This is a genomic window from uncultured Intestinimonas sp. (assembly GCF_944387725.1).
GTDB lineage: Bacteria > Bacillota > Clostridia > Oscillospirales > Oscillospiraceae > Intestinimonas.
This window is the reverse complement of sequence record NZ_CALXGA010000022.1, coordinates 1-23,813: the sequence shown is the minus strand read 5'-3', so window position 1 is coordinate 23,813 and position 23,813 is coordinate 1. Positions and strand designations below refer to the sequence as shown.

At 64.3% G+C, this 23,813-nt stretch carries 19 protein-coding genes and 1 other annotated feature; of the genes, 14 read left to right on the top strand and 5 right to left on the bottom strand.

Annotated elements, in window-relative coordinates; genetic code table 11:
• Positions 1-9: 9 nt before the first annotated feature.
• The 3 genes from Q0K09_RS05110 to Q0K09_RS05100 all read left to right on the top strand — a co-directional run bounded on the left by Q0K09_RS05110 (position 10) and on the right by Q0K09_RS05100 (position 3,599).
• Complete coding sequence (locus tag Q0K09_RS05110) at positions 10-342, top strand: DUF6054 family protein (protein WP_294473717.1); 333 nt, start codon at positions 10-12, stop codon at positions 340-342.
• A 24-nt stretch (positions 343-366) separates the two neighbouring features.
• Positions 367-1,548 (top strand): bifunctional histidine phosphatase family protein/GNAT family N-acetyltransferase, encoded by a 1,182-nt coding sequence (locus tag Q0K09_RS05105; protein ID WP_294473716.1) that lies wholly within the window; start codon positions 367-369, stop codon positions 1,546-1,548.
• A gap of 77 nt (positions 1,549-1,625) precedes the next feature.
• Positions 1,626-3,599: a YgiQ family radical SAM protein gene (locus Q0K09_RS05100; protein ID WP_294473714.1), complete on the top strand. Its 1,974-nt coding sequence runs from the start codon at positions 1,626-1,628 to the stop codon at positions 3,597-3,599.
• Between the two features lie 65 nt (positions 3,600-3,664).
• Here the strand turns inward: Q0K09_RS05100 and Q0K09_RS05095 are convergent, their stop codons facing one another.
• Positions 3,665-4,498: a hypothetical protein gene (locus tag Q0K09_RS05095; protein WP_294473712.1), complete on the bottom strand. Its 834-nt coding sequence runs from the start codon at positions 4,496-4,498 to the stop codon at positions 3,665-3,667.
• 273 nt (positions 4,499-4,771) lie between these two features.
• On the opposite strand from Q0K09_RS05095, the gene Q0K09_RS05090 reads away from it, so the two are divergent.
• Entirely contained in the window at positions 4,772-6,973 is a 2,202-nt protein-coding gene (locus Q0K09_RS05090) for a 5'-nucleotidase C-terminal domain-containing protein (RefSeq protein ID WP_294473711.1), read from the top strand.
• A gap of 396 nt (positions 6,974-7,369) precedes the next feature.
• Here Q0K09_RS05090 and ilvC read toward each other — a convergent pair whose 3' ends face one another.
• The 3 genes from ilvC to ilvB form a co-directional block, all read right to left on the bottom strand.
• Positions 7,370-8,389, bottom strand: coding sequence for a ketol-acid reductoisomerase (gene ilvC, locus Q0K09_RS05085; RefSeq protein WP_294473709.1), 1,020 nt, complete (start codon positions 8,387-8,389; stop codon positions 7,370-7,372).
• A gap of 370 nt (positions 8,390-8,759) precedes the next feature.
• The gene (ilvN, locus tag Q0K09_RS05080) at positions 8,760-9,320 is read right to left on the bottom strand and encodes an acetolactate synthase small subunit (RefSeq protein WP_294473732.1); all 561 of its coding nucleotides are present in this window, start codon (positions 9,318-9,320) and stop codon (positions 8,760-8,762) included.
• Between the two features lie 15 nt (positions 9,321-9,335).
• A complete protein-coding gene (gene ilvB, locus Q0K09_RS05075) occupies positions 9,336-11,045 on the bottom strand; it encodes a biosynthetic-type acetolactate synthase large subunit (protein WP_294473708.1) in 1,710 nt (569 codons plus the stop codon).
• Positions 11,046-11,129: 84 nt separating this feature from the next.
• Positions 11,130-11,362: a binding site (T-box leader), on the bottom strand.
• A gap of 425 nt (positions 11,363-11,787) precedes the next feature.
• Between ilvB and rsxC the strand changes: the two genes are divergently transcribed.
• The 6 genes from rsxC to Q0K09_RS05045 are packed head-to-tail and all read left to right on the top strand — an operon-like array spanning position 11,788 to position 16,869.
• Positions 11,788-13,131 carry an electron transport complex subunit RsxC gene (rsxC, locus tag Q0K09_RS05070; RefSeq protein WP_294473688.1) on the top strand — a complete coding sequence of 448 codons (1,344 nt, stop codon included), beginning with the start codon at positions 11,788-11,790 and terminating at the stop codon, positions 13,129-13,131.
• Positions 13,128-14,165 carry an RnfABCDGE type electron transport complex subunit D gene (locus tag Q0K09_RS05065; protein ID WP_294473686.1) on the top strand — a complete coding sequence of 346 codons (1,038 nt, stop codon included), beginning with the start codon at positions 13,128-13,130 and terminating at the stop codon, positions 14,163-14,165. The genes rsxC and Q0K09_RS05065 overlap by 4 nt, the downstream gene beginning before the upstream one ends.
• Positions 14,162-14,710, top strand: a complete 549-nt coding sequence (locus Q0K09_RS05060; RefSeq protein WP_294473683.1) for an RnfABCDGE type electron transport complex subunit G — start codon at positions 14,162-14,164, stop codon at positions 14,708-14,710. The genes Q0K09_RS05065 and Q0K09_RS05060 overlap by 4 nt, the downstream gene beginning before the upstream one ends.
• 12 nt (positions 14,711-14,722) lie before the next feature.
• Positions 14,723-15,370, top strand: coding sequence for an electron transport complex subunit E (locus tag Q0K09_RS05055; protein WP_294473681.1), 648 nt, complete (start codon positions 14,723-14,725; stop codon positions 15,368-15,370).
• Positions 15,370-15,984: an electron transport complex protein RnfA gene (locus tag Q0K09_RS05050; RefSeq protein WP_294473680.1), complete on the top strand. Its 615-nt coding sequence runs from the start codon at positions 15,370-15,372 to the stop codon at positions 15,982-15,984. The genes Q0K09_RS05055 and Q0K09_RS05050 overlap by 1 nt, the downstream gene beginning before the upstream one ends.
• A 12-nt stretch (positions 15,985-15,996) precedes the next feature.
• Positions 15,997-16,869, top strand: a complete 873-nt coding sequence (locus tag Q0K09_RS05045) for an RnfABCDGE type electron transport complex subunit B (RefSeq protein ID WP_294473678.1) — start codon at positions 15,997-15,999, stop codon at positions 16,867-16,869.
• A 52-nt stretch (positions 16,870-16,921) separates the two neighbouring features.
• On the opposite strand, the gene rbr is transcribed toward Q0K09_RS05045, so the two are convergent.
• The gene (rbr, locus tag Q0K09_RS05040) at positions 16,922-17,518 is read right to left on the bottom strand and encodes a rubrerythrin (RefSeq protein ID WP_294473677.1); all 597 of its coding nucleotides are present in this window, start codon (positions 17,516-17,518) and stop codon (positions 16,922-16,924) included.
• Between the two features lie 434 nt (positions 17,519-17,952).
• Here rbr and glyA point away from each other — a divergent pair, with 434 nt between their 5' ends.
• The 4 genes from glyA (at position 17,953) to leuS (ending at position 23,745) form a co-directional block, all read left to right on the top strand.
• Entirely contained in the window at positions 17,953-19,194 is a 1,242-nt protein-coding gene (gene glyA, locus Q0K09_RS05035) for a serine hydroxymethyltransferase (RefSeq protein ID WP_294473674.1), read from the top strand.
• Positions 19,195-19,281: 87 nt separating this feature from the next.
• Positions 19,282-20,235 carry a YwqG family protein gene (locus Q0K09_RS05030; RefSeq protein WP_294473672.1) on the top strand — a complete coding sequence of 318 codons (954 nt, stop codon included), beginning with the start codon at positions 19,282-19,284 and terminating at the stop codon, positions 20,233-20,235.
• 102 nt (positions 20,236-20,337) lie between these two features.
• Positions 20,338-21,039: a 4Fe-4S binding protein gene (locus Q0K09_RS05025; protein ID WP_294473670.1), complete on the top strand. Its 702-nt coding sequence runs from the start codon at positions 20,338-20,340 to the stop codon at positions 21,037-21,039.
• A 192-nt stretch (positions 21,040-21,231) separates the two neighbouring features.
• Complete coding sequence (leuS, locus tag Q0K09_RS05020) at positions 21,232-23,745, top strand: leucine--tRNA ligase (protein WP_294473730.1); 2,514 nt, start codon at positions 21,232-21,234, stop codon at positions 23,743-23,745.
• The last annotated feature ends 68 nt before the right edge of the window (positions 23,746-23,813 follow it).

Sequence of the window (23,813 nt, the reverse complement as noted above, 5' to 3'; positions counted from 1 at the left end):
GGGAATCCCATGGAGCAGAGCTATTTTGTCTCCCTGGACCTGGACCAGTGCCAGGACCGGGTTTTCCAGGCGGTGACCGACAGCATCACGGGGACCCTCATCGGGAGCCATACTGTGGAGAGCGCCGACGGCTGCCGCTGCGTGGTGGACGTCTATGAAAAGCACTACTACCGGGCGGGCAACCGTCTGACCCTCACGGTGATTCTGGACGACTTCACCGGCCGGACCCGGGTGCGCTGCATCGGCGGCGGCGGGGGAGAGGGGCTGTTCCGCTTCGATTGGGGGGCGACTGAGAGTTTCGAGGACGTGGTCCACCGGGCCCTGGCCGGGTATCGGGAATGAGTATGCTTGAGAGAGAAGGTTTCTATGAGCACAACTGCGACAAAACTCTATCTGGTCCGCCATGCGGAGGCCGAGGGAAACCTCTACCGCCGCATCCATGGACAGTATGACAGCCTGGTGACGGACAACGGTTACCGGCAGATTGCCGCCCTGGCCCACCGCTTTACAGACATCCCGGTGGACGCGGTCTACTCCAGCGATCTGTTTCGCACCTGCACCACCGCCCAAGCCATCTACCGGCCCAAGGGGCTGACCCTCGCCGCCCGCAGGGACCTCCGGGAGGTCTCCATGGGAGTATGGGAGGACAGGACCTGGGGGGAGGTGGCCCGCACCGACGCCGGGCAGCTTGGCTTTTTCAACGCCACCGATGCGCGTTGGCAGGTGGAGGGGGGAGAGACATTCCAAATCCTGCGGGAGCGCATCTCCGGCGCCCTGCGGCAGATCGCCGGCAGCCATCCCGGCCAGACGGTGGCGGTGGTGTGCCACGGCACCGCCATCCGAAACGCCCTGGCCGTCTTCCAGGGGCTGAGTATCGCCGAGTCCGCCAATCTGCCCCACAGCGACAACACCGCCGTCTCCCTGCTGGAGTTCCGGGGGGAGGAGGTCCGGGTGGTTTTCCATGACGACGCCAGCCATCTGCCGGAGGAGATCTCCACCTTCGCCCGGCAGCGCTGGTGGCGGCAGGACACCGGCAGCATGGCCGACGCAAACCTGTGGTTCCGCCCCCTGGACATGGAGCGGGAGGAGGCTTTCTTCCGCCAGTGCCGGGAGGAGGCGTGGCTGGACATCCACGGCTCCTGGGAGAACTACGATGGGGACGCCTTTGCCGCCGACGCCCTGGCCCAGTGGCGGCAGGACCGGCGGGCCCTGACCTGCGCCATGCTGGGGGAGAAGCTGGTGGGGCTGCTCCATCTGGACCTGGGCCGGGAGGCCGGCCAGGGCATTGGCTGCATCCCCTTCGTCTACATGCTGCCGGACTACCGGAAGCGGGGTCTGGGGGTTCAGCTTATCGGACAGGCGGTGTCGGTCTACCGGCCCCTGGGCCGGACCCGCCTCCGGCTGCGGTGCGCCCCCGACAACCTGGTGGCCCAGCGGTTTTACAAGCGCTACGGCTTTTACCGGGTGGGCAGCGCCGCCGGCAGCCGGGTCCCCCTGGATTTGCTGGAGAAGTACATCGGCTATGGGGAGGACCCCCGCCGGGGGTAATCTAGGTCCTCTTCCAGGGTCTGGCTCCCAGCCGGAAGGGGTTCCGGAACATTTTGAAGATATTGAGGGAAACTGTTATGAACACCCAATTCCTCCCCGTCTCCAAAACCGATATGCGCGCCCGCGGCTGGGAGGACTATGACTTCCTGGTCATCACCGGGGACGCCTATGTGGACCACCCCTCCTTCGGCCCGGCAATCATCTCCCGGGTGCTGGAGGCTGAGGGCTACCGGGTGGCCGTCCTGGCCCAGCCGGACTGGCGCTCCCCGGAGGCATTCACCGCTCTGGGACGGCCCCGGCTGGGGGTGATGCTCTCCGCAGGGAACCTGGACTCCATGGTGGCCCACTACACTGTGGCCAAGCGCCGCCGGACCGAGGACGCCTACTCTCCGGGCAGGCGGACCGGCCTGCGCCCCGACCGGGCCTCCATCGTCTACGCCAACAAGGTCCGGGAGGTTTTTGGAGACATCCCCCTGATTCTCGGCGGACTGGAGGCCAGCCTCCGGCGCTTCGCCCACTATGACTACTGGGAGGATAAGGTCCGGCGCTCCGTTCTCCTGGACGCCCAGGCCGACCTGCTGGTCTACGGCATGGGGGAGCGGGCCACCCGGGAGATCGCCGCCCGGCTGGCCTCGGGTACGCCCATCTCAGAAATTACCGGCGTCAAGGGCACCTGCTTCCTGGGCCGCCACCCAGGGGAGTGCGCCTATCCTATGGTGGAGGTCCCATCTTTTGAGACGGTACGGGCCGACAAGCGGGCCTACGCCCAGGCCAACATGGTGGAGTACGACGAGCACGACCCCATCGTGGGCCGGGCCATCCTCCAGCGCCACGGGGACCGGCTCCTCATCTGCAACCCCCCGGCCATGCCTCTGGACACCCAGGAGTTGGATGACGTCTTCGCCCTCCCCTACGTCCGGGAGCCCCACCCCATGTACGACGCCCTGGGGGGCGTCCCCGCCATTGAGGAGGTCCGTTTCTCGGTGATTCACAACCGGGGCTGCTTCGGGGCCTGCAATTTCTGCTCCCTGGCTTTCCACCAGGGGCGCATGGTTACCTCCCGCAGCCACGAGAGCGTCCTCCGGGAGGCGGCGGAGCTCACCTGTCACCCCGGCTTTAAGGGCTATATCCACGATGTAGGGGGACCCACCGCCAACTTCCGGCGGCCCTCCTGTCAGAAGCAGCTGAAAGCGGGGCTGTGCCGGCACCGGGCCTGCCTGTCCCCCGCGGCCTGTCCCAACCTGGACGCCGACCACACCGACTACCTGAGCCTCCTGCGGAAGCTGCGGCAGCTGCCGGGGGTGAAGAAGGTCTTCATCCGCTCGGGCATCCGCTTCGACTACATGATGAAGGACCCCGGTGGGGAGTTTTTTGCCGATCTGGTGCAGCACCACGTCTCCGGCCAGCTCAAGGTGGCCCCGGAGCACTGCGTCAACGAGGTCCTGGACGAGATGGGCAAGCCCCACATCGAGATCTATGAAAAATTCCGGCAGAAGTATGAGCGCCTGAACCGGCGGTACGGCAAAGAGCAGTACCTGGTGCCCTATCTCATGTCCTCCCACCCGGGATGCACCCTGGGCGACGCGGTGAAGCTGGCGGAGCAGCTCAACCGCTGGGGCCGCCAGCCGGAGCAGGTCCAGGACTTCTACCCCACGCCGGGGACGCTCTCTACCTGTATGTACTATACCGGCCTGGACCCCCGGACTATGAAGCCGGTCTTCGTCCCCACCGATCCCCGCCACAAGGCCATGCAGCGGGCTCTGATGCAGTGGAAGCGCCCGGAGAAGCGCCCTCTGGTGCTGGAGGCCCTGCGGGAGGCTCACCGGGAGGACCTGATCGGCTATGGAAAGGAGTGCCTGCTGCGGCCCGGCCATCCGGCCCGCAGCGGAGGAGGCCCAGCCCGGAAGGGGGGCCGTAAGCCGGAGGAGAAGCGGTACAAGCAGAAGGGGAAACGGGGTGAGCACAACGACCCCCAGCCCAGGCGGAAGGCGGGCTGGGCTAAGCCAAAGCCCAAGAAGAACGCCAAGCCAGGCCGGGTCCGGAGATCATAGGAGATAATACAGGCGCACCGGAATGTCCGGTGCGCCTGTTGTGCTTATGGGCCTTACGGTTCAGCCTACCGGCAGCAGCCGGGGATGGGGTCATGGCCGTCGCCGCAGGAGAAGCTGTTGGGCGGGAAAAATTCGTCCACAGGGAACTTGACGTGGCGGAAGACCTCGCAGGGGTCCTCCTCGCCGCAGGAGCCGCAGGCACACTCCTTCTCCGGCATACAGTAGTCGTAGGCCGGCATCAGCAGCTGGGTCTCCCGCTCCAGGCGGATGATGGAGAACTGGCCCAGGGTGACATAGACCCGCTTGCCCTCCCCGCCGAAGCACAGGTCGCTGCCGAAGCAGGCGCAGATGCAGGGGGGAATGTCCGTGAGCTCACAGTCGCAGGGGCGGCACTCGCACACATCCACCAGCTTCATGCTCAGGACGATGGGGTCCACGGCCTCCACCACGGCAGTGGGAAGGCTGCTCTTGCTGAGGTTCTGCTCGTCCAGGCAGCCGAAGCTGGCCTCGGAGCTGAAAATCTTGGCGTTCCCCTCGCTGCCGAAGAGGATCACCCGCTTGTCAAAGACGCACAGGCCGCAGATCTCCACCGGCCGGGCGGCCCCCACAAAGGCGGCGGCGGTGACCCGGTAGAAGTAGCGTACGTCCACCGTGTAGAAGCCCCGGTTGAAGCCCACAGGCTCCACATCAATGTATACATAGAGCAGTTCCGCCGACCCGGGCTTAATGCTGATGGCCCGCTCAATGGCGCTCTGGGAGCCCTGGGTGGGATAGAACCGAAGGTCCTCGATGCAGTCTTTATCCCGGCAGCTATCGAAGATTTTTTTCGTGTGTATGCACACGGCCTCCCGGATACAGGCGTTGTCCTGCACGGGACCGGGCACGACCTTTTCAGGCATTGCAATACCTCCTAAGAATGGTGTCGGATGGCGCACGGGCGGCGGGGGGTACCTCCGCCCAGGTGTCCACTCCATTCTATGTGCGCCGGAGGGTTTGGTGCGGCGGGGCGCCGAATGGACCTGCGGGGAAGGCCCATACCGCAGGCCCCAGGCTTCCACTCTGGCAAAGGGAACAAATATACTGGCTGCGCGACTTGTTTTTTCTCCGTGAGCTGATAGAATGGATTTGCGTCACCCGGCCCACCGCAGACAAACGATAAGGAGGATAGGACGATGAAATTTGATAAGCGGCTGCTCCCAATCCTGCTCACCCTGAGCATGGGACTCTCCCTGCTTCCCTCCGCCGCCCTGGCCGCAGAGGGAAATTCCGGAGAGAAGCATCTCACCATCCTGGGCACCTCAGATCTGCACGGCAACATCTGGGGCTTCAGTTACGAGGACAACAGCGAGACCTCCAACAACGGCATGGCCCGGCTCTACACCTACATCCAGCAGGTCCGCGCCGAGGACCCAGACGCCATCCTGATCGACGCAGGCGACGACATTCAGGGCACTATTATGACCGATGATCTCTACAACAAGACCCCCCAGGAGCCCCACCCCGTCATCACCGCCATGAACTACATGGGCTACGACGCCATGACCCTGGGCAACCACGAGTTCAACTGGGGCATTCCCACCATGCAGGCCATCCTCTCCCAGGCCGAATTCCCCGTCCTGGCCGCCAATGTCACCGACGCCGCCGGCGCGCTGGTCACCGGGGCCGGCTGGACCATCGTAGAGCGGGACGGGATCCGGGTGGCCGTCATCGGGGTGGTCACCCCCGACGTGCCCATCTGGGACGGAGGCAAGGAGGGCATCGACGATGCCGCCTATGAGGCCGCCAACGTGGCCGTGGGCCGGGCCATCGGCGAAATCGGTGATCAGGCCGACGTCATCGTGGTCTCCGCCCACATGGGCATGTACGCCGAATTTGACGAGGAGGGCGGCTCCGACTCTGCCCAGAAGATTCTGGACGACAACCCGGAGATCGACGTGCTCCAGGTGGCCCACAACCATACCACCGTCAATGAGAAGCAGGGGAACACCGTCATCGGCGGCGTCCGCAACGGCGGCCGGGAGATCGCCCGCTTTGACCTGACCCTGGACGCCGGCAACAACGTGGTGGGCAGCGCCGTCACCATCGTGGACATGGAAGGCGTGGAGCCCAGCCAGGAAATCCGGGACATCCCCCTGGTGGCCGAGGCCCACCAGAGGACCATCGACTATATCGCCGGCGGCACCGACGAAAGTGGCGAGCCCCTGCCCCCGCTGGGCTCCACCACCGCCAGGTTCCAGCCGGAGAACGAGATTCACGGCATCCCCGCCGGACGGGTGATGGATACCGCCGTCATGGACCTCATCAACAAGATTCAGCTGGAGAACTCCGGCGCAGACGTCTCCGCTGCCGCCCTCTTCAAGGATACCAGCGACCTGCCCGAGGGCGACATCAACTACGGCAACATCTTCGACATCTACAAGTTTGACAACACCCTCTACCGGGTCTCCGTCACCGGTGCCGAGCTCAAGGCCTACATGGAGTGGTCCGCCGAGTGCTACAACCAGTGGAAGGAGGGGGACATCAACATCTCCTTCGACCCCGAGTACCCCGACTACCTCTACGATATGTTCGCTGGTGTGGACTACGAGATCGACCTGTCCAAGCCCAAGGGGGAGCGCATCCAGAACGTCATGTTCCAGGGCCAGCCCCTCCAGGATAATCAGGTCCTGACCCTGGCGGTGAACAACTACCGCTACTCCTCTGCCCTCAAGGCCCAGGGTATCATCTCCGGCGCCAGGGAGTGGGAGTCCTCCAACTCCATCCGGGATATGATCGTGGCCTACTTCGCTGCGCACTCCCCCGTGGCCCCGGAGGTGGACAACAACTGGCGGATCGTGGGGGTGGACCTCAGCGAGGACGATCCCCGCCGGGCCGAGCTCATCGGCTATATCAACGACGGCCTGCTGGACCCGCCCTACGCCGAGAGCTACAACCTGGCCGACTATGACGCCCTGGCGGCCCAAGCCCAGGCCAACGCCGCCGCCCAGAACCAGAACGTCAGCGTGGACGGCGTCCTGGTGGGGGAGGCCTTCGTCTACACCCAGGGGGATGCCAGCTGGTTCCGCCTGCGGGATTTGGCCTGCGCCCTGAAGAACACTGCCGCCGCCTTCGACCTGTCCTGGGACAACGGCGTGGTCCTCACCCGGGGCGCCGCCTATGCCGGTGCGTCCGTGGAGGACTCCACCATGCCCCCCGCCTTCTCTGAGGTCAACCTCACCGTCCGGGTGGACGGCCAGGCCGTGGAACTCCCCGCCGTTCTGATGACCCCCGGCAACTACTGCGTCACCGCCGAGGGCCTGGCCGCCCTGCTGGGCCTCTCCGTCACAGAGACCGCCGGGGAGGCCCGGCCCGGCCTGCTGATCGCCACCGTCTAACGGCTCCCCTGGCCTGCCCGGCAGCGAGGGATTTTGGGCCTCTGGCAAGCAATTTTTTCGCAGGAATCCTGGCGGATTTCAAGGAAAAATTGCGCCGTCCAGGGGGCAAAAGACCCGCCGGTTGGGCATGTTGACATGTTTCAAACAAGCCCTAGAGAAAGGATGCCTTTACCCAATGGCTGCTGGCCCTGGAGGAGCCCGCAGGGAGCCCTCTGACGCAAAAAAGCCCGCCCCCAGGGACTTCACCAGGGGCGGGTTTTTGCTGTTTTGAATGCGGAGGCGGGATTCGTTGGAGGCAGCGTCCAGGTCCTTATCTCCGCCCCTCGTCGGCGCAAAGTCCGATCCCTTGCGCCTCCTCTCCGGGCGCGACCCGCTTCGCTGGGCTCGTGCCCGGTGTTAGTTGGAGGCAGTATCCAGATCCTTGTCGCCGCCCCAGATCATGTTCTTGCGGAGCTCCTCGCCCACGATCTCCATCTGGTGCTTCTTGAGCTGATCCCGCTTGGAGTTGAAGAAGGTGCGGCCGTTCTTGTTCTCGGCGATCCACTTGCCGGCAAAGGTGCCGTCCTGGATGTCGGAGAGCACCGCCCGCATCCGGGCCTTGGTCTCCTCGTGGGGGATGACCCGGGGGCCGGAGACGTACTCGCCGAACTCCGCCGTGTCGGAGATGGAGTAGTTCATGGCGGCCACGCCGCCCTTGTTGATGAGGTCGATGATGAGCTTCATCTCGTGGATACACTCGAAGTAGGCGTTCTCCGGCTCATATCCGGCCTCCACCAGCACCTCGAAGCCGCAGCGCATCAGGTCCACCACGCCGCCGCAGAGCACCGTCTGCTCGCCGAAGAGGTCGGTCTCGGTCTCGTCGTGGAAGGTGGTCTCCATGACGCCGGCCCGGGCGCCGCCGATGCCGGCGATATAGGCCAGAGCGATCTTATAGGCGTTGCCGGTGGCGTTCTGCTCCACGGCCACCAGGCAGGGCACGCCCTTGCCGCTGACATAGGTGGAGCGGACGGTGTGACCGGGGCCCTTAGGGGCGGCCATGAAGACATCCACGCCGGCGGGGGGCACGATCTGCTGGTAGCGGATGTTAAAGCCGTGGGCGAAGGCCAGGGCGTTGCCCTCCTCCAGGTAGGGGGCGATGTCCTTCTTGTAGACCTCGGCCTGAACCTCATCGTTGATGAGCATCATCACGATGTCGGCCCACTTGGCGGCCTCGGGGATGTTCTTGACGGTGAGGCCGGCCTTCTCGGCGTTGGCCCAGTTCTTGGAGCCCTCCCGCAGGCCCACGCACACATCACAGCCGGAATCCTTCAGGTTCAGGGCGTGGGCGTGGCCCTGGGAGCCGTAGCCGATGATGGCGATCTTCTTGCCATCCAGATAGCTCAGCTCGCAGTCCTTTTCGTAGTACATCTTTGCCATTGGTGATACACTCCTTTGTATTTCCGTAAGATTCATAATTCCCAGCGATTTATGCCGCCTCATTCTACCACAGCAGCGTTTCAAAGAATGATAACTGTGATACAATCAGCTGGTTTTTTCCGTGTCGCTCCGCTTCGCGGAGATCAGGAATCAGTATGGGCCAAGGGGGTTACAGCGCCGCCCTACCCAAGTTAAATTCGGCCTTTTTCCCCACAGAATGTGCCATTCTGTGGGGGCCCCGGTTTTTTACATGCTCGGGGCGAATGAATCGCCCCTGCGCCAAGGCTTCGGGCCTGTGGCCCAAAGCCTTGTACGCGCCTGACGGCGCGCCCCGCTGCGCGGGGGCCCCAAGAAAAGGCCGAAGGGAGCGTTACAGCGCGGCTTTACCGAGATTAAATTCGGCCTTTTCTTTGTTCTCGTCGCTGATGGTGTAGGCGCCCCGCTCCAGGGCCACCATGCCGGTGCGGACCAGCTCCAGAATGCCGAAGGATTCCAGCAGCTTCTGCATGGCGTCGGCCTTGGACTCGTCCCCGATGAGAGCCAGCGTCAGAGAGGCCAGGGATACGTCGATAATGGAGGCCCGGAAGATATTGGCGATCTGAATGACCTCGTTCCGGGTGTCGGCGTTCTCGGCCTTCACCTTGAACATCACCAGCTCCCGGCGGATGGACCGCTCCGGAAGCAGCTCCTGCACCGAGTAGACGGGGAACTGCTTGCGCAGCTGGTTCATGATCTGCTCCGCCATGGCCTGGTCGGCCATGACCTCGATGGTGATGCGGGAGACCTGGGGGTCGTCGGTGGTGCCCACGGCCAGAGACTCAATGTTGTAGCCCTTCCGGGAGAAGAGCCGGGAAACCTGGGAGAGCACGCCGGCGGCGTTCTCCACCAGGACGGACAGGGTGCGCCGGGTCACATTGAAATTGGTGTTCATCATGTTCCCTCCTTCTCAGTCCAGCAGGAAATCGGTGATGGGGGTGCTGCCGGGGACCATGGGGTGGACCATGGCGTCCTTGTCAATGGCGCACTCAATGACCCAGGCCCTGCCGGAGTCCAGAGCCGTCTTCAGGGCCGCCTCGAACTCGGGCTGGGTGGCCGCCCGGGCCCCGCCAATGCCATAGGCCCCGGCCAGCTTCACAAAGTCGGGTCCCCGGTCCAGGTCGGTCTGGGAGTAGCGCTCGCCGTAGATGAGGTGCTGCCACTGGCGGACCATGCCCAGGGTCCGGTTGTTGAAGATCACGGTGATGATGGGAATGCGATAGTGCTCCACCGTGGAGAGCTCATGGCAGTTCATGCGAAAGCAGCCGTCGCCGGTACAGTGGATCACCGGCACGTCGGGATTGCCCAGCTTGGCCCCCATGGCGGCCCCCAGGCCGAAGCCCATGGTGCCGAAGCCGCCGGAGGTGATGAGCTGGCCCGGCCGGGAGAAGTGGAAATACTGGGCCGACCACATCTGGTGCTGGCCCACGTCAGTGGCCACAATGGCCTGCCCGCCGGTCAGGGCCTGGATGGTTTCCAGCACCTCGTGGGGGTGGAGGATGTCGTCCTTCTTCAGGGGGACCTCCTTGTGGGAGAAGACCCACTCCTTCCACTCAGGATAGTCGTGGGGGGTCATGCCCTGGTTCAGGAGCTGCAGCACCCTTCTCGCGTCCCCGATGATGTGGTGGTTGGTTTTGACATTCTTGTCGATCTCCGCCCGGTCGATGTCGATGTGGACGATTTTGGCGTTCCGGGCGAAGGTGGCGGGGTCCAGGGCCACCCGGTCGGAGAACCGGCAGCCCACGCCGATGAGCAGGTCGCACTGGTCCACCGCGAAGTTGGAGGCGTGGGAGCCGTGCATCCCCACCATGCCGGTGAAGAGGGAGTGGTCCCCCGGACAGGCCCCGCCGCCCATGATGGTGGAGGCCACCGGGGCATTCAGAGTCTCGATGAACTTGCGGAACTCGGGCACAGCCCCCTTGGAGCGGATGACGCCGCCGCCCACCAGCACCAGGGGCTTTTTGGCCTCGGCGATCATGTCCAGCAGCTTCTGGATGTCTCCGTGGTCGGGCTCCGGGGTCTTCAGGTCGTGGGAGGCCCGGCGGAGCATGGCCGCCAGCCGGCCGTGGGAGGCGTGCTGCTCCAGGGGCAGGGGCTCATAGTCCACCTCGTCGTAGGTGACGTTCTTGAGAATGTCAATGAGCACGGGACCGGGCCGGCCGGAGCGGGCGATAGCAAAGGCCTCCCGGATGATGTCGGCCAGATCCTCCGCCCGGCGCACCAGGTAGTTGCACTTGGTAATAGGCATGGTGATGCCGGTGATGTCCACCTCCTGGAAGGAGTCCTTGCCGATGAGGCTCTCTCCCACATTGACGGTGATGAAGACCACCGGGGAGGAGTCCATATGGGCGGTGGCGATGCCGGTGGTCAGGTTGGTGGCCCCGGGGCCGGAGGTGGCGAAGCACACCCCCACCTTGCCGGTAGCCCGGGCATAGCCGTCGGCGGCGTGGGACGCCCCCTGCTCATGGGCGGTGAGAATGTGGCGGATCTTGCCCTTGTAGCCGTGGCTTTCAAATTCGTCGTAAATATTCAGGATGGTGCCCCCCGGATAGCCGAAAACGGTATCCACTCCCTGCTCCAGCAGGCACTCCATAAGCACTTGCGGGCTTTTCATTTTCATGTGCGCAGCCTCCTTCTATGTATTGCTGTACCTGCCCCAGGCGCGGCCCGGAGAAACAAAAGAAGCACGCCGTTCGTCCTAAATCATTAGGACGAAGACATGCTCCGTGGTACCACCTAAATTCGCGGGCGGAGAGCCCACCCGCGCACTCTCTTCCCTGATAACGGGAGGGGACCCGTCTCCGCCTACTGACCATAAAGGAGGTTGAGCGGAGCGGCTCACGGGCGACGTTCAGGCGGCCTCTCACGGGGGCTTGCACCCTCCGCCCCCTCTCTGTGCTTCCAAGGCCGTCCTACTTACCCGCTCATCGCCGGTTTGCAGGATATTTGTCTTTTATCATACAACGCCGGAGTCCGTTTGTCAACTGGCAGTTTTTTGAAGGTGTCATATTTTTCCGTCCACATCCCGACGATTTAGGAATATCAGGTTTTTTGCCTTAAATATGGAACGTACTCTTCTCGAATTTCTCCGCTTTTTTTCGCTGGAAGCACTGGACATTTTCGACTGGCGGTACTATTATAAGGAGTGATTCCCCGGCGTGCTGCGCCGGTACAGGATCAAGGGGGAACGGCGGCCCGGCATCGGACCGCCTAAGTCCTGTGCGCAGGCACAGGGCGTTCCGGCCTGACGGACCACAGAACAAATGGCCGCTTCGCGCCGTCGGGCATTTGTTCCGCGGCCCCGGGCCGGAAGCACATGGAGAAGAAAGGTAGAGGTTTGAAGTAATGACAGAGGTGATGCTATGAGTCATAAGTTTTATGGCGGCGTCCACCCCGCCGAGCACAAGGAGGCCACGGAGCGTAAGCCGGTCATCCCCCTGGAGGAAGCTCCGGCCCAGGTGGTAATCCCCATGTCCATGCATGTGGGCGCACCCTGCAAGCCCCTGGTGTCCGAGGGAGACCAGGTCACGGTAGGGCAGAAGATCGGCGAGATCGCCGGTCTGGGCGCCCCCATCCACGCCAGCGTCTCCGGCAAGGTGGTGGCCGTGGAGCCCCGCCCCCATCCCGGCGGCGGCAAGATGATGTCCGTGGTCATCGAGAACGATTTCCAGGACACCCCCTGCGACACCATCCGGCACCGGGACAATGTGGATGCCCTCACCCCCCAGGAGATCATCGACATCGTCAAGGAGGCCGGCATCACCGGCATGGGCGGCGCGGGCTTCCCCACCCACGTCAAGCTCTCCGGCGCGGTTGGCAAGGTGGACACCATCCTCATCAACGGCGCGGAGTGCGAGCCCTACATCACCGCCGACCACCGGCTCATGCTGGAGCGGGGGGAGGCAGTTCTGGGGGGCGTGGGCTTCATCATGAAGGCCCTGGGCCTCCAGGAGGCCACCATCGGCATCGAGGGCAACAAGCTCGACGCGGTGGAGCACCTTAAGAGCCTGCTCCCCGCCGGCAGCGGCATCCACATCGAGACTCTCAAGACCCGCTACCCCCAGGGCGCGGAAAAGCAGCTCATCCAGCGGATTACCGGACGCCAGGTGCCCCCCGGCGGCCTGCCCGCAGACGTGAAGGTCACGGTCTTCAACGTGGCCACTGCCTCGGCCATCTACGACGCGGTCACCGAGGGCAAGCCCCTGACCCACCGCAACGTCACCCTCACCGGAGGCGCCATGGCCCGGCCCCTGAATGTCAACGCCCCCATCGGCACCCCCATTGAGCATCTGGTCAAAATGGCCGGCGGCTTCCAGACCCAGCCCCAGCGCCTGCTCATGGGCGGCCCCATGATGGGCAACCCCCAGTATGACCTCACCGCCCCCATGATGAAGGGCACCAACTGTATCCTGGCCCTCACCGACGCCGAGGCCGCCATCCAGGATACCGAGCAGACCTGCATCCGCTGCGGCAAGTGCGTCAACGCCTGCCCCATGCATCTCATGCCCCTCTACATGCGCCTGTTCAGCACGAAGCGGGACTGGGAGAAGGTGGAGTCCTACAACGTCATGGACTGCATAGAGTGCGGCTCCTGCAACTACATCTGCCCCGCCCGCATCCACCTGGTCCAGACCTTCCGCATGGCCAAGTTTGAAATCCGCGGGCTTCAGGCCAAACAGAAAGCAAAGGAGGCGGCCAACGCATGAGCGAACAGAATAAGCTGCTGGGGGTAGCGTCCTCCCCCCACGTCTCCTCACCCACCGGGACCCGGTCCCTGATGCTGGACGTCCTCATCGCCCTGGTGCCCGCCATGTGCGCGGCCGTCTTCTTCTTCGGCCCCCGGGCCCTCATCGCCACCGTCATCTCTGTGGCGGCCTGTGAGATCTTTGAGTTCGGCTACCGCAAGCTCCTCCACAAGACTCAGACCAACGGCGACCTGTCCGCCGCCGTCACCGGCGTGCTGCTGGCCTTCGTCTGCCCGGTGACCCTGCCCTACTGGACCCTGGTCATCGGCGACTTCTTCGCCATTGTGGTGGTCAAGCAGCTCTTCGGCGGCCTGGGCAAGAACTTCCTCAACCCCGCCCTGGCCGGCCGGGCCTTCCTGATGCTCAGCTACCCCGTGGCCATGACCACCTGGGCCGTGCCCGGCGAGTGGGCGGGCCTGGTTTCCGCCTCCGACGCCGTCACCGGCGCCACCCCCCTGTCTGTGGACTTCATGCACTCCGGCATCCTGCCCGACGCCACCCTCCAGGACATGCTGGTGGGCAACATCGGCGGCTGCATCGGCGAGGTGTCCGCCATCCTGCTGCTGGTGGGCGGCATCTACCTCATCGCCCGGGGCGTCATCCGTATTCAGGTGCCCGTGGCCTTTATCGGCACCGTGGCGGTGCTCACCTTCCTCTTCCCCCAGGGGGGCAATGACCGGCTGACCTGGATGCTCTATGAGGTCCTGGGCGGCGGTCTCTTCCTGGGCGCTTTCTTCATGGCCACCGACTATGTCACCAGCCCCACCAGCTCTGTGGGCGAGGTGGTCTATGGCATCGGCTGCGGCCTGCTGACGGTGTTCATCCGCTACTTCGGCGGCTATCCCGAGGGCGTGAGCTACGCCATCCTCATCATGAACGTCTGCGTGTGGTTCATCGACCAGGTGTGCAAGCCCGCCCGCTTCGGCATGACCAAGGAGCTCAAGGAGAAGCAGAAGGCCGCCAAGAAAGCCGCAAAGGAGGGTTCCGCGTCATGAGCGATACCGCAGTTGTAACGAAAAAAGAGCCCGGCCCCGTGCAGCTGGTGGTGACGCTGTTCGCCATCAGCGCCATCTGCGCCGTGCTGCTGAGCCTGGTGAACAACATCACCCGGGGTCCCATCGCCGCCGCTAATGAGACCGCCACCCAGGAGGCCATGCAGGCGGTGCTCCCCGCCGACTCCTACACCCAGGTGGAGTACACCGGCAGCGATCCCCTGGTCACCGCCGTCTACCAGGCCGGCGGCGCCGGCTATGTGGTCCAGGTGGCCCCCTCCGGCTTCGGCGGGGCCATGGACATCATGGTAGGCGTCAGCGCCGACGGCGTCTGCTCCGGCGTGTCCATCATCAGCCACGCCGAGACCTCCGGCCTGGGCGCCAACGCCGAGCAGGAGAGCTTCCGCAGTCAGTTTTTGGGCAAGTCCAACGTGGCTGTGACCAAGGACGGCGGCGATATCGCCGCCATCACCGGCGCCACCATCACCTCCCGGGCGGTCTGCGACGGCGTCAACGCCGCCATCGGCGCCGCCGCGTCTATGGGTTAAGGAGGTCCGAGTATGGATATCAAAAAGCAATTCAAAGAGGGTCTCGTCACCCAAAACCCGGTGCTGGTGCAGCTGCTGGGCATGTGCTCCACCATGGCCATCACCACCGTGTTCTTCAACGGTGTTGGCATGGGCATTTCGGTGCTCATCATCCTCACCTGCTCCAATATCGTCATCTCCGCCCTGCGGAAGGTCATCCCCGACTCCATCCGCATCGCCTGCTTCGTGGTGGTCATCGCCACCTTCGTCACCATCGTGGATTTGATGCTCCAGGCATTTATCCCGGCCCTGGCCGACAGCCTGGGCGTCTTCATCCCCCTCATCGTGGTCAACTGCATCATCCTGGGCCGGGCCGAGGCATTCTGCTACAAGAACGGCGTGGCCGCCTCTGCGGCTGATGGCGTCTTCCAGGGCATCGGCTACACCTGGGTGCTGGTGGTCATGTGTCTGGTCCGGGAGTTCCTGGGCAACGGTACCATTCTGGGCGGCCTGAGCTTCCTTAACGACGGCCAGGGCATCCGCATCCTGCCCGAGGGCGTGGGCGCCCTGGGCATCTCCCTGCCGGTGGGCGGCTTCCTGGTGCTGGCCTGCCTCATCGCCTTCATGCAGTGGGTCCTCTCCCGGGACAAGGGAAAAAAGACTGAGGAGGTGGCCAAGTAATGGACCTGACTTCGCTGTTTTCCATCGCCCTGGGGGCCATCCTCATCAACAACTTCATCTTTGCCCAGTTCCTGGGCTGCTGCCCCTTCCTGGGCGTGTCCAAGAAGGTGGACACCGCCATCGGCATGGGCCTGGCCGTCACCTTCGTCATGGGCCTGGCCTCCGCAGTGTGCTGGGTGGTCAATGAGTTCCTGCTGGTCAACCCCGCCATCTTCGGCGCGGACGGCCCCAACCTGGCCTTCATGCAGACCATCGCCTTCATCCTGGTCATCGCCGCCCTGGTGCAGTTCGTGGAGATGTTCCTGAAGAAGAGCGTCCCCTCTCTGTATCAGGCCCTGGGCATCTACCTGCCCCTTATCACCACCAACTGCGCCGTGCTGGGCGTGGTGCTGCTGAACGTCCAGAACAGCTACGACTTCATTGAGAGTGTGGTCTACGGCGTCACCGGCGGCCTGGGCTTCCTGCTGGCCATCTTCCTCTTTGCCAGCGTCCGGGAGCGCCTGGAGGCCACCATGGAGTGCCCCAAGGCCTTTGAGGGCTTCCCCATCGCTCTGGTGACCGCCGGCCTCCTGGCCCTGTCCTTCATGGGCTTCAGCGGCCTGAGCGTCTTTTAAGGAGGTTCGGACATGTCGGATATGAATTTGGTTTTATTCGGCCTGCTGGTCATGGGCGGTCTTGGACTGCTCTTCGGCGCCGTCCTGGCCTTCGCGGCCCGGGTCTTCGCCGTGGAGGTGGACCCCCGTGAGGAGGCCATCATCGGCTGCCTGCCCGGCGCCAACTGCGGCGGCTGCGGCTTCCCCGGCTGCGCCGGCTATGCCGCCGCCGTGGTGAAGGGGGAGGCCCCTGTCAACCGCTGCGCTGCCGGCGGCGGGCCGGTGGCCGACCAGATCGCGGAGATCATGGGGGTCAGCGCCGACGCCGCTGTGCGGATGGTGGCCCAGGTCCACTGCACCGGCTGCGGCGTGGACCACCAGAAGTACCAGTACATCGGCGTGGAGGACTGCGTGGCGGCCGCCCGGCTCCCCGGCGGAGGCCCTCTGGGCTGTGACTACGGCTGTCTGGGCATGGGCTCCTGCGAGAAGGTCTGCCCCTTCGACGCCATCCATGTCCACAGTGGCGTGGCCAAGGTGGACGAGGACAAGTGCAAGGCCTGTAACCAGTGCGTGGACATCTGCCCCCGGCACATCATCGCCCTGGAGCCCTACAAGACCAAGAAGCACGTCACCATCCCCTGCTCCTCCCACGACAAGGGGCCGGCGGTCACCAAGGTCTGCTCCAACGGCTGTATCGGCTGCGCCCTGTGCGCCAAGTCCTGCCCCAAGGAAGCCATCACCATGGTCAACAACCTGGCGGTCATCGACTACGATAAGTGCGTCGGCTGCGGCATCTGCGCCCAGAAGTGCCCCCGCAAGCTGATCACCGTGGACGGCAAGGTGCCTGAGCCCAAGCCCGCCGCCCCCAAGGCGGCTCCCACGGCTGAGGCCAAGACCCAGGAGTAAACAGAAAGGACCTCCCGTTTTGGGAGGTCCTTTCTTGTGTCATGGACCGGCTTCAGCTCCCGAAGGGGGCCATGTCCAGCCGGAGGAACCAGCCTTGGGGGTGTTTGCAAATGGGGCACATGGCGGGGGCCATGCCGGCGTCCACAATCATGCCGCAGTTGAGGCACATCCACTTGACGCCCCCCTGGTCCTGGAAGAGGCCGTCGTGCTCCAGCAGGTCGGCAAAGCGGCCGAAGCGGTCGCCGTGGCTTTTCTCCACCTTGGCCACCAGCTCGAAGGCCTTACTGACCTGAAGGAAGCCCTCCTCCTGGGCTGTTTTGGCGAAGGCGGCGTAGTCGTGTTCCCACTCCTGGTACTCGTTGTGCTGGGCGGCCCGGAGCTGTTCCAGCACGCTGGGGGAGAGGTCCACGGGGTAGGTACCGTCGATGGAGATATTGCTTCCGGTCAGAGGCTCCAGGAAGCTGTAGAAGACCTTGGCGTGGGCCCGCTCCTGGTCGGCGGTGAAGCGGAAGAGCTGCTCGATGACCTGGAGGTTCTGCCGCTTGGCCAGGCCGGCGGCGAAGGTGTAGCGGTTCCGGGCCTGGCTCTCTCCGGCAAAGGCCCGCAGCAGGTTCTGACGGGTCTCACTCTTGGCGAAGTCAATGGACATGGGGGTCCCTCCTGTCAGTTGGATAGGGGAAGGATGCCCCATTCTCCGCCGGGTTATACCGGCTCGTGGGAAAAAGCTGCCGGCTGCCGCCGGGCGGGGATGTGATCCATCAGAGCGTGGACGGCCGCCTCCTTGCCCATGAGGGGCTGCGCCACGGTCTCGTCCCGGGAGAGGAGGGTGGGCAGGTTGCGTCGGCAATCAGAGCCAGGCGCCGCAGCATAATCATTTCCAGAGACGCATGAGAAGGCAAGCAGTCATGGCGGTAGGATTGTATCAATATGACGGCGGCTTTCATGACCGAGGTTCCATTTCATGAAACGGGCGTGTTTTTCTCAGTATGACAGTTGTTTTTCTCTAAGAGATTCGATATAATAAGAGGGGATTTTTTCTCCCCCACTACTTTTAGATTTTTTCAGAGGAGAGGTGCGACGGCAATGGTACAAGAAATGATCGACTTTCTCACTGCCGCAGACCCGGAAATCGGGGCCTGCGTCACAGCGGAGCTGACCCGGCAGCGGCAGAACATCGAGCTCATCGCCTCGGAGAACATCGTCAGCGAGGCGGTGATGGTGGCTGTGGGCACAGTACTCACCAACAAGTATGCCGAGGGCTACCCCGGCAAGCGGTACTACGGCGGCTGCCAGGAGGTGGACGTGGCCGAGAACATCGCCCGGGACCGGGCCTGCCGGCTCTTCGGCGCGGAGCACGCCAATGTTCAGCCCCACTCCGGGGCTCAGGCCAACTTCGCCGTCTACCAGGCCCTGTGCAGCCACGGCGACACCGTGCTGGGTATGGATCTGGGCAACGGCGGACACCTGACCCACGGCTCCCCGGTGAATTTCTCCGGAAAAAACTACCACATGGTTTCCTACGGCCTCGACAGCAAGGGCTACATCGACTACGACCAGGTGCGGGACCTGGCCCGGAAGGAGAAGCCCAAAATGATCATCGCCGGCGCCTCCGCCTACCCCCGGATCATTGACTTCCAGGCCTTCGCTGACATCGCCCACGAGGTGGGGGCCTACCTCTTTGTGGACATGGCCCACATCGCCGGCCTGGTGGCCGCCGGCCTCCACCCCTCTCCCATCCCCTATGCCGACGTGGTCACCACCACCACCCACAAGACCCTCCGGGGCCCCCGGGGCGGCATGATCCTCTGCAAGGAGGAGCTGGCCAAGAAGATCGACTCCGCCATCTTCCCCGGCTCCCAGGGCGGGCCCCTGATGCACGTCATCGCCGCCAAGGCGGTGGCTCTGGGCGAGGCCCTCAAGCCCGAGTTCAAGGACTACCAGCGCCGGATTCTTGAGAACGCCGCCGCCCTGGCCGACTCCCTGATGGACTCCGGCTTCGACCTGGTCTCCGGCGGCACTGACAACCACCTGATGCTGGTGGACCTGCGGAAGGCCCGCATCACCGGCAAAGAGCTGGAGCGCCGCCTGGACGAGGTCCGCATCACCGTCAACAAAAACGCCATTCCCAACGACCCGGAGAAGCCCTTTGTCACCAGCGGCATCCGGGTGGGCACCCCCGCCGTCACCACCCGGGGCTTCGGACCCATGGAAATGAAGATCATCGGAGAGCTCATCTGGGAGGCCGCCACCAGCTTCGACGCCGCGGCCGGCACCATCCGGGAGGCCGTGGACGCCATGTGCGTCCGGCATCCCCTGTACGCCTGAGCCCCTCCGCCTGCGGTCCCCAAGCGGGCCGGCCCTCCGGCCGGCCCGCTCTTTCACGCGTTCAGAATAGAGGAGGGACCTTTCCCAATGACCAACCTGGAAAAAATTTCACTCTGTCAGGCGGTGGTGGACCGAGTCCAGGCGGAACACCGCCGTCCCGCCTGCCGCCTCCGGATCAGCCGGGGGGACTATGGCGTGACAGACAGCCACCTGGGCGGGGTTCCCTACGTCCCCCGGGACGGGACCATCCCCACCAAGGAGGCGTCTGGGCAGCTCTGGCTGTGCGCCCAGATCAACTTCGCCCAAATGCCGCCTATGGAGCCCTTCCCGCAAAAGGGCATCTTGCAGATCTTCCTCCCGGACTGGGATTTTGATGGGGGCTTCGGACTTTTGGGCGAGGACAGCCGGGACCAGGCGGACTGGCGGGTGGTCTACCACCCGGAGGTGGACGAGACCGTCACCCTGGAGGCGTGCCGGGCCAAGATGGCGGTGCCCTGGGAGGCGGCCACCAAGGAACATATGCCCCGGAGGCCCCACCGCTTCGACCTGGAGGACATCTCGAAGGGCCGTACCCATCTGTGGCGGGCCCCGGAGGTCCCCCTGCGGATTGCTTTCTCCCCGGTGGAACAGGAGCCGGTGACAGATGAGGACTACCGCTTTGACCTGCTGTGCACCCAGGAGCTGGCGCGCCGTCTGCCCGGTGCGGACTGGGAGGACTTTGCCCCCTACCGCCTCGGTAGCGACACCCCTGAGGCGCAGGCGGCTCTGCGGAAGCTCTGGGCGCAAATCCAGGGCGGCGGCAGCAAGCTGGGGGGCTGGGCCCGGTATTTGCGGGGAGACCCCCGGGAGGACCTGCCGGAGCTGGCCGCCTGGGACACGCTGCTGCTCCAGCTGGACGACGACCCCGTAGACTTCCCCGCCGGACTGGAGGACGAACGGGACCTGAATCTCAACTACGGATCCATGAATTTCCTCATCCGCCGGAAGGACCTGGCGCACGGGGACTTCTCCCAGGTCCTGGCCCAGTGGTCCTGCACCTGAGTCCCTGCATTTCGCTGATTTTGTTGGTAAAACAACAGACACAGCCGCCTCCAGGGGCTATACTGAGGGCACAATCCCAGAGAACGAACGGAGGACACCCAAATGCTCAGAAAAATCATTCGGATTGATGAAGAGAAGTGCACCGGCTGCGGCCTGTGCGCCGGTGCCTGCCACGAGGGGGCCATCGAGATGGTGGACGGGAAGGCCAAGCTGACCCGGGAGGACTACTGCGACGGCCTGGGGGACTGCCTGCCAGCCTGCCCCACCGGGGCCATCTCCTTTGAGGAGCGGGAGGCCCCGGCCTACGACGCGGAGGCGGTGCGGGCCGCCCAGCAGGCCAAGCAGGCCTCTGAGCCGCTGCCCTGCGGCTGCCCTGGTTCCCAGTCCCGGGTCATCCGCCGGGCCCCAGCGGCGGAGGCCCCCGCCGCTCCGCCGGCCAGCCAGCTCTCCCAGTGGCCGGTACAGATCAAGCTGGCGCCCGTCCGGGCCCCCTACTTCGCGGGGGCCAGCCTCCTCATTGCCGCCGACTGCGCCGCCTACGCCTACGGCAGCTTCCACCAGGACTTCATCCGGGGCCGGATCACCCTCATCGGCTGCCCCAAGCTGGACGAGGGGGACTACGCCGAGAAGCTCACGGAGATCATCGCCGGCAACGACATCAAGAGCGTCACCATCGTCCGCATGGAGGTGCCCTGCTGCGGCGGCATCGAAAACGCCGCCAAGCGGGCCATTCAGGCCAGCGGGAAGTTCCTCCCCTGGCAGGTGGTGACCCTCTCCACCGACGGGCGCATCCTGGAGCGGTAACAGCGCAGGGCGGAGGACCGCAGACAAGGCGGTCCTCCGCCCCTTTTTTGCGCCCGGCGGCATCCGGCGGCGGGAAATCCCGCGCCGCCCCTTGCAATCACAGACGCAATCGGATATAATATTACGGAATTTCCGCGGCATATGCTGCGTCCTGCCGGACGAAGCGCAGAAATAGAGGAAAGTGTGATTGCATTGAAGTACGATTTCGCATCCATTGAAGCCAAGTGGCAGAAGCGGTGGCTGGAGGAGAAGACCTTTCACTGCGAAAACCACAGCAGCAAGCCCAAGTTCTACGCCCTGGTGGAGTTCCCATACCCCTCCGCCGCGGGCCTCCATGTGGGCCATCCCCGGCCCTACACCGCTATGGACGTCATTGCCCGAAAAAAGCGCATGGACGGCTGCAACGTCCTCTTTCCCATCGGCTTTGACGCCTTCGGCCTGCCCACGGAGAACTTCGCCATCAAGAACCATGTGCATCCGGCGGTCATCACCAAGCGGAACATCGAGAACTTCACCCGGCAGCTCCACATGCTGGGCTATTCCTTCGACTGGGACCGGGCCATCGACACCACCGACCCCAGCTACTACAAGTGGACCCAGTGGATTTTCCTCCAGCTCTGGAAGCACGGCCTGGCCTACAAGACCACCATGCCCGTGAACTGGTGTACCTCCTGCAAGTGCGTGCTGGCCAACGAGGAGGTGGTGGAGGGGGTCTGCGAGCGCTGCGGCGCCCCCGTGGTCCGCAAGGAAAAGAGCCAGTGGATGCTCAAGATCACCGACTATGCCCAGAAGCTCCTGGACGGCCTGGACGCCGTGGACTATATCGAGCGGGTCAAGACCCAGCAGCGCAACTGGATCGGCCGCTCCACCGGCGCGGAGGTCACCTTCAAGGCCACCACCGGCGACGACATCGTGGTCTTCACCACCCGGCCCGACACCCTCTTCGGCGCCACCTATATGGTCATCTCTCCGGAGCACCCCTATGTGAAGCAGTGGGCGGGCCAGCTCTCCAATCTGGCGGAGGTGGAGGACTATGTGGCCGCCGCCGCCCGGAAGAGCGACTTCGAGCGCACCGAGCTGGCCGCCGACAAGGAGAAGACCGGCGTGATGCTCCAGGGGGTCCGGGCCGTCAACCCGGTGAACGGCCGGGAAATCCCCATCTTCATCTCCGACTATGTCCTGGCCTCCTACGGCACCGGCGCCATCATGGCCGTCCCCGCCCACGACACCCGGGACTGGGCCTTCGCCAAGAAGTTCGGCTGCGAGATCATCGAGGTGGTTTCCGGCGGGGAGGACGTGCAGAAGGCCGCCTTCACCGCCAAGGACGACACCGGCATTCTGGTCAACTCCGACTTCCTCAACGGCCTCACCGTCCGGGAGGCCATCCCGGTCATCACCAAATGGCTGGAGGAGAAGGGCATCGGCCATGCCCAGGTCAACTACAAGCTCCGGGACTGGGTCTTCTCCCGCCAGCGGTACTGGGGCGAGCCCATCCCCATGGTCTACTGTGAGAAGTGCGGCTGGCAGCCCCTGCCCGAGGACCAGCTCCCCCTGCTGCTGCCGGAGGTGGAGTCCTACGAGCCCACCGACGACGGCGAGTCTCCTCTCTCCAAGATGACCGGCTGGGTCAACACCACCTGCCCCTGCTGCGGCGGGAGCGCCCGGCGGGAGACCGACACCATGCCCCAGTGGGCGGGCTCCTCCTGGTACTTCCTGCGGTATATGGACCCCCACAACGACAAGGCTCTGGCCTCCAGAGAGGCCCTGGACTACTGGGGACAGGTGGACTGGTACAACGGCGGCATGGAGCACACCACCCTCCACCTGCTCTACTCCCGCTTCTGGAACAACTTCCTCCACGACATCGGCGTGGTCCCCTATGCCGAGCCCTACGCCAAGCGCACCAGCCACGGGATGATCCTGGGCAAGAACCCCCACTATGTGGGCAGCTTCGAGACCCAGGCGGAGAAGGACGAGATGCTCCGCAAGTATGGCAACCAGGCCCTGCGCCCGTCGGTGAAGATGTCCAAATCCCTGGGCAACGTGGTCAATCCAGACGACGTGATCCGGGATTACGGCGCCGACACCATGCGCCTGTATATCATGTTCATCGGCGACTTCGAGAAGACCGCCACCTGGTCCGACGAGGCGGTGAAGGGCTGCAAGAAGTTCCTGGACCGGGTGTGGAACCTCAGCGAGAAGCTCCAGGACGGGGCGGACTACTCCCCGGTCCATGAGACGGCCATCCACCGGACCATCAAGAAGGTCTCCGGAGACATTGAGAACATGAAGTTCAACACCGCCATCGCCGCCCTCATGTCCCTGGTCAACGACTTTTATGCCAAGGGGCTCACTCGGGGAGACTACCGCACCCTGCTGCTGCTGCTCTCCCCCTTCGCCCCCCACATGGCCGAGGAGTTGTGGGAGTCCCTGGGCTACGCCGCCGAGGCCGGAGGCATGGCCTGCGCCCAGCCCTGGCCGGCCTACGACGAGGCCAAGACGGTGGAGGCCCAGGTCACCCTGGCCGTCCAGGTGGGCGGCAAGCTCAAGGGAACCGTCACCGTGCCGGTGGACAGCGACGACCAGACCTGTGTGGAGGCCGCCCTGTCCCTGGACAAGGTGCAGAAGCTTCTGGACACCATGCAGGTGGTCAAGACCATCGTGGTCAAGAATAAGCTGGTCAATGTGGTCATGAAACCTAGATAGTGTCTACAGGAGATTAAGCCAAAACAACGCACCAGATAGCGATGCAGCGAATCTGCACAGCGGCGAGG

What these genes read in the sequence shown, in the direction of transcription:
- Q0K09_RS05110 (WP_294473717.1), top strand. Translation starts at nt 10, where the DNA reads ATGGAGCAGAGCTATTTTGTCTCCCTGGACCTGGACCAGTGCCAGGAC.
- Q0K09_RS05105 (WP_294473716.1), top strand. Translation starts at nt 367, where the DNA reads ATGAGCACAACTGCGACAAAACTCTATCTGGTCCGCCATGCGGAGGCC.
- Q0K09_RS05100 (WP_294473714.1), top strand. Translation starts at nt 1,626, where the DNA reads ATGAACACCCAATTCCTCCCCGTCTCCAAAACCGATATGCGCGCCCGC.
- Q0K09_RS05095 (WP_294473712.1), bottom strand. Translation starts at nt 4,498, where the DNA reads ATGCCTGAAAAGGTCGTGCCCGGTCCCGTGCAGGACAACGCCTGTATC.
- Q0K09_RS05090 (WP_294473711.1), top strand. Translation starts at nt 4,772, where the DNA reads ATGAAATTTGATAAGCGGCTGCTCCCAATCCTGCTCACCCTGAGCATG.
- ilvC (WP_294473709.1), bottom strand. Translation starts at nt 8,389, where the DNA reads ATGGCAAAGATGTACTACGAAAAGGACTGCGAGCTGAGCTATCTGGAT.
- ilvN (WP_294473732.1), bottom strand. Translation starts at nt 9,320, where the DNA reads ATGAACACCAATTTCAATGTGACCCGGCGCACCCTGTCCGTCCTGGTG.
- ilvB (WP_294473708.1), bottom strand. Translation starts at nt 11,045, where the DNA reads ATGAAAATGAAAAGCCCGCAAGTGCTTATGGAGTGCCTGCTGGAGCAG.
- rsxC (WP_294473688.1), top strand. Translation starts at nt 11,788, where the DNA reads ATGAGTCATAAGTTTTATGGCGGCGTCCACCCCGCCGAGCACAAGGAG.
- Q0K09_RS05065 (WP_294473686.1), top strand. Translation starts at nt 13,128, where the DNA reads ATGAGCGAACAGAATAAGCTGCTGGGGGTAGCGTCCTCCCCCCACGTC.
- Q0K09_RS05060 (WP_294473683.1), top strand. Translation starts at nt 14,162, where the DNA reads ATGAGCGATACCGCAGTTGTAACGAAAAAAGAGCCCGGCCCCGTGCAG.
- Q0K09_RS05055 (WP_294473681.1), top strand. Translation starts at nt 14,723, where the DNA reads ATGGATATCAAAAAGCAATTCAAAGAGGGTCTCGTCACCCAAAACCCG.
- Q0K09_RS05050 (WP_294473680.1), top strand. Translation starts at nt 15,370, where the DNA reads ATGGACCTGACTTCGCTGTTTTCCATCGCCCTGGGGGCCATCCTCATC.
- Q0K09_RS05045 (WP_294473678.1), top strand. Translation starts at nt 15,997, where the DNA reads ATGTCGGATATGAATTTGGTTTTATTCGGCCTGCTGGTCATGGGCGGT.
- rbr (WP_294473677.1), bottom strand. Translation starts at nt 17,518, where the DNA reads ATGTCCATTGACTTCGCCAAGAGTGAGACCCGTCAGAACCTGCTGCGG.
- glyA (WP_294473674.1), top strand. Translation starts at nt 17,953, where the DNA reads ATGGTACAAGAAATGATCGACTTTCTCACTGCCGCAGACCCGGAAATC.
- Q0K09_RS05030 (WP_294473672.1), top strand. Translation starts at nt 19,282, where the DNA reads ATGACCAACCTGGAAAAAATTTCACTCTGTCAGGCGGTGGTGGACCGA.
- Q0K09_RS05025 (WP_294473670.1), top strand. Translation starts at nt 20,338, where the DNA reads ATGCTCAGAAAAATCATTCGGATTGATGAAGAGAAGTGCACCGGCTGC.